Here is a 3130-nt window from a genome sequence, read left to right on the forward strand (position 1 = left end):
AGTGCTGTGGACTATAATGATGGCCAGGGAATAGTAAAAATTACAAAAGTCCAGGCATGAATAATAAAAATATCGGTCGGAGACCAATTTCTCAACCGCCCCCGTTACAAACGAGGGCGAGCGGAGTGTTGTGCGTAACATCATCCTCTAGGCTCGTCTAAGCCTTAACCCTTTTACTTCCTTCACAATCCAACTTCGAACATGAAAACTCCTATGTCCATTTGCTTGACTATTTGCATGTAAAATAAGCGTGAGCAAGGCTTGCATTCATTTTTCAAAGCAAGCCAAACCCTGAAATGCCCTTGCTTTATTACAAATATTCAATCCAAATGCCCTTGTTTTATTACAATAATTTACTAAATTTGCCCTTGTTTTATTACAATTTCATGGGTGAAATAAAAAGATTAGGTTTGGATTTACTAGAGCAATGGCGGAAAAAGAAGGGAAGAAAGCCATTGATTTTGCGCGGTGCAAGGCAAGTAGGTAAATCTACGTTGGTTAAAGCATTTGGATCCAATTTCAAACAGTTTATACTGCTTAATCTCGAGCAATCAAAAGATAGGCAACTGTTTTCGGATGATATGGATGTATCCGTTCTTTTGCAACGAATTTCAATTCGAGAAAATTTAAACCCTGATTGGGAAAATACGCTTTTGTTTATCGATGAAATTCAAGAGCTTCCTAAAGCAATTCAGATGCTTAGGTATTTTTATGAAAACTATCCGGAATTGTCTGTTATAGCGGCAGGTTCATTACTTGAATTTGCACTTTCCGAAGTGAAGAGTTTTCCGGTTGGACGTGTCGAATTTCAATACCTTCATCCTTTGTGCTTTGAAGAGTTTTTGCAAGCCAGAGGAAAAACCAAGGCATTAGAAGCCTACCGTACCATACCTGTTCCCGGATATGCATTAGATGAATTGAATGAACTCTTCAATGTGTTTTGTCTTTTAGGCGGAATGCCTGAAGCGGTGGCAAAGTATTGTGAGGACGGCTCATTTTTTCATGTTCAACCCATTTATGAAAGCATTTGGCAAACTTACCTAAGCGATATAGCTAAATACGCAAACAAGGAAACCGGTAGGCGGATGATCCAACATATTATGCAATCAGCTCCTGCTTATTATGATAAGCGCATTACTTTCCAAAATTTTGGACAATCGAACTACCGATCAAGAGAAATGGGCGAAGCGTTCAGACAGTTGAATGATGCTGGAATTATTCGCCTCCTTTATCCAACTACTGAATGCCAAATCCCGCTTACTCCAGATTATCGGAAAAGTCCCCGCTTGCAATTTTTAGATACCGGTTTACTTGTTTATCAGCTTGGTTTGCTGTCGGAGCTTATTGGCGTTTCCAATTTAAGCGACAGTGCCCGAGGCGCCCTTGTTCCCCATATTATTTTTCAGGAAAGAATGGCTTTACAAACCCACACAAACATAAATCCCCTATTTTGGGTGAGGGAGAAATCCCAATCCAGTGCAGAGATAGATCTGGTTTTGAAAATTGGGGCAAAAGCTATACCCGTTGAAATCAAATCAGGAAGCGTTGGTAAACTTCGGTCGCTTCACTCATTTATGGAGTTATCAAATGAAAACCTGGCTATTCGCCTTTATCAAGGTAAATCTATGCTTGACGAAGTAAAATTGCCTTCAGGCAAAACCTATACATTATTGAGTTTGCCCTATTTTTTAGCCGCCAAACTTGAAGATTACATCAAAAGTACTCTTCACGGAAAGGATTGGAAATTATGAATTGACCATATAATAAATAAAGCAGAAGGTATTTCAAACCAACTTCTTTTAGCATATTTAAACTGAAGAAATTAGGGCAAAGCAGTTTGTTTCCTTTTACAATCGTTCAAAAAGTAAATCCACAGAGCAATAACTTAACCTCCAACTATTGTTCCTTATCAGAGTGTAAGCGTAAGGGTACTAAATAGCAATGGAGATACGGGCGGGACAGTAATTTCTTTAAATCCATATAATTTAAAGCTGATTGAGAAAAGAAATGGATTAATTTTAGAAAGTGATGAAACCGACGGAACGACTGTTCATGAATAAATCAATGATTTCAATGTATAAAATAAGTGCCTTTTTTGGTATAACTATTCTTTTAATAGGGTGTTCTGGAAATGAAATTAAAAAGTAATTTTATTCTGATGGAAGTATAAAATTCCAACAGATTGCAAGCCTTTGTAGTTTTTGGGATAGTTAGGGGGACAGTTTTTAGGTTTAATCTGCCCTGGATTATAAACATTTGCACTCTATAAAGATAATTGGTTCCCCAATCTACTCATATCGCTTGTATTTTCCTACCTTATTCCTTTCCTTTATACATTCCCCTTGGAAAACTATTTGTTCATACCACCAAAAAAAACTAGGCTTGTTCAATTAATGCTGGAATTCGCCACAAAAAAACTCTACACCAGATCACTTTGTGTTGAATTTGAAAAAAACATTTTTGTATTTTTACAACAGTTGGTTCTTTGCCGGATTTTAATCCCATCTTAACCTACCATCTCCAAAACAATGAAACTACTTTATCTTATCCCTTTTCTTTTATTAGTTTCATGTTCCAAAGAATCATGTAAATGCAAGACAGAAATCATAGAAACCAATGGTGAGCTAATAGACTATTATCTATTAAGCCAAACTTCAGACACCCTCATACAACCCGGCTTTGTTGACCAAAATTCCCCAACAAGTTTATTGAATGAGCTAGAGAAATTTGCTAATTCAGACAGTTTATTAACTCATTATACCATTGTGCATTATAATTGGGGAAAAGCAAACTATTATCAAAATAAAAATCTAACCCTATCTATAGATTCTGACCAACAGAAAGTAATATTTGAAATTAATAACTTCAAAAAATGCAATACTTATATCGAAGGTGTACCGGCAATTTGCCAATCTGCCAGAATTTATACAGGAATTTTTCTTGTTATTCCCAAAATACCTGTCAATTACCAATTGGTAGTTAATCAAGTGGATAGTTAATGATTTTGCTTGTTCCCTTTTCTCCGCCAGACTGAATTTTTGACCCTTAGTTTCCTTGATGTTATTCTTGTAAAATCCAATTCAAACTCCAGGTAAACTTCCTACCCTATTTTTGCTTTTGTTTTGGAACA

2 protein-coding genes are annotated in these 3130 nt (G+C 36.3%); both read left to right on the forward strand.

The window, feature by feature from the left end; translation table 11 throughout:
- The first annotated feature begins 386 nt into the window (after positions 1-386).
- Entirely contained in the window at positions 387-1751 is a 1365-nt protein-coding gene (locus K1X82_15255; protein MBX7183468.1) for an AAA family ATPase, read from the forward strand.
- A gap of 777 nt (positions 1752-2528) precedes the next feature.
- Entirely contained in the window at positions 2529-2999 is a 471-nt protein-coding gene (locus K1X82_15260) for a hypothetical protein (protein MBX7183469.1), read from the forward strand.
- The last annotated feature ends 131 nt before the right edge of the window (positions 3000-3130 follow it).

The organism is Bacteroidia bacterium (assembly GCA_019695265.1).
In the GTDB taxonomy this organism is placed as follows: domain Bacteria; phylum Bacteroidota; class Bacteroidia; order JAIBAJ01; family JAIBAJ01; genus JAIBAJ01.

What these genes read in the sequence shown, in the direction of transcription:
- K1X82_15255 (MBX7183468.1), top strand. Translation starts at nt 387, where the DNA reads ATGGGTGAAATAAAAAGATTAGGTTTGGATTTACTAGAGCAATGGCGG.
- K1X82_15260 (MBX7183469.1), top strand. Translation starts at nt 2,529, where the DNA reads ATGAAACTACTTTATCTTATCCCTTTTCTTTTATTAGTTTCATGTTCC.